We start from the raw sequence: 804 nt of genomic DNA, 5'->3' as shown, positions 1-804 counted from the left end.
AGCAGAACTCCACCCAGCGGGGGAAGACGCGGCCGAACCGCGGCGTCTTGATGGTATCCATTCGTGATTGTATGTAAAGGCTCAAAGTTAGGACTAAGTCGGAATGGTGCGACGTACCAGGGAAGGGGCTGAACGGACTCGCAAGGCGGTGCTCGACGCCGCGGTACGCGTCTTCCTCGAGCGCGGTGTGGCTCGCGCCAGCCTTGAGGAAATCGCGCGCGTCGCCAGCGTCACGCGCGGTGCCGTCTACTGGCACTTCCGAGACAAGCTTGACTTGTTCCTGGCAATCGACGCGTGCGCCTACCTGCCCGCGGAGGAGCTACTCGCGAAGCTAGCCGCCTATACAGGCCCCGACCCGCTGGGCGAGCTCGCCCGGGCGCTGGACGAGGCGCTCGCGGATCTGGAGGCCGACGCGGACCGCCGCCGCCTCCTGACCGTGGTTCTGGTGCGCTGCGAGTATACCGAGGAGATGGCGCCCGTGCTCGACCGGCAACGGCGCGCCGACGAGGCCCTGCGCACCGCGTTCCGACGGGTCTTTGAGCGCGCCTCCACCCTGCCGGCGCCCCACGGCCTCTCGCCCCCCTGGACGCCCGCGACAGCGGCACTGGCCCTTTACGCCCTGCTGATAGGCATGGTGCACAGCTGGCTCCGCAGCGACCTGGAGGGGGGATTTAGCCTTGCCGAGACGGGGGGAGAGGCGGTGCGTGCTTTCCTGGCCTCAGTGGGCGCCGCCTCCAGCGACGAGCGCCGCACCCGTTGACCGCGCAGCAGGCCTCTCCTGGTTGGCAGGTCCATCGGCAGGGA

The 804-nt window shown here is 68.7% G+C and carries 1 protein-coding gene; it reads left to right on the top strand.

The window, feature by feature from the left end:
* Window positions 1-103: 103 nt before the first annotated feature.
* A complete protein-coding gene (locus ACO1BU_RS37640; protein WP_424140940.1) occupies window positions 104-760 on the top strand; it encodes a TetR family transcriptional regulator in 657 nt (218 codons plus the stop codon).
* The last annotated feature ends 44 nt before the right edge of the window (window positions 761-804 follow it).

Origin of the sequence: Roseomonas chloroacetimidivorans, from assembly GCF_049629625.1 — a bacterium.
Classification (GTDB): domain Bacteria; phylum Pseudomonadota; class Alphaproteobacteria; order Acetobacterales; family Acetobacteraceae; genus Roseomonas; species Roseomonas chloroacetimidivorans.
This window is presented reverse-complemented; position numbering and strand designations above follow the sequence as displayed.

What these genes read in the sequence shown, in the direction of transcription:
- ACO1BU_RS37640 (WP_424140940.1), top strand. Translation starts at nt 104, where the DNA reads ATGGTGCGACGTACCAGGGAAGGGGCTGAACGGACTCGCAAGGCGGTG.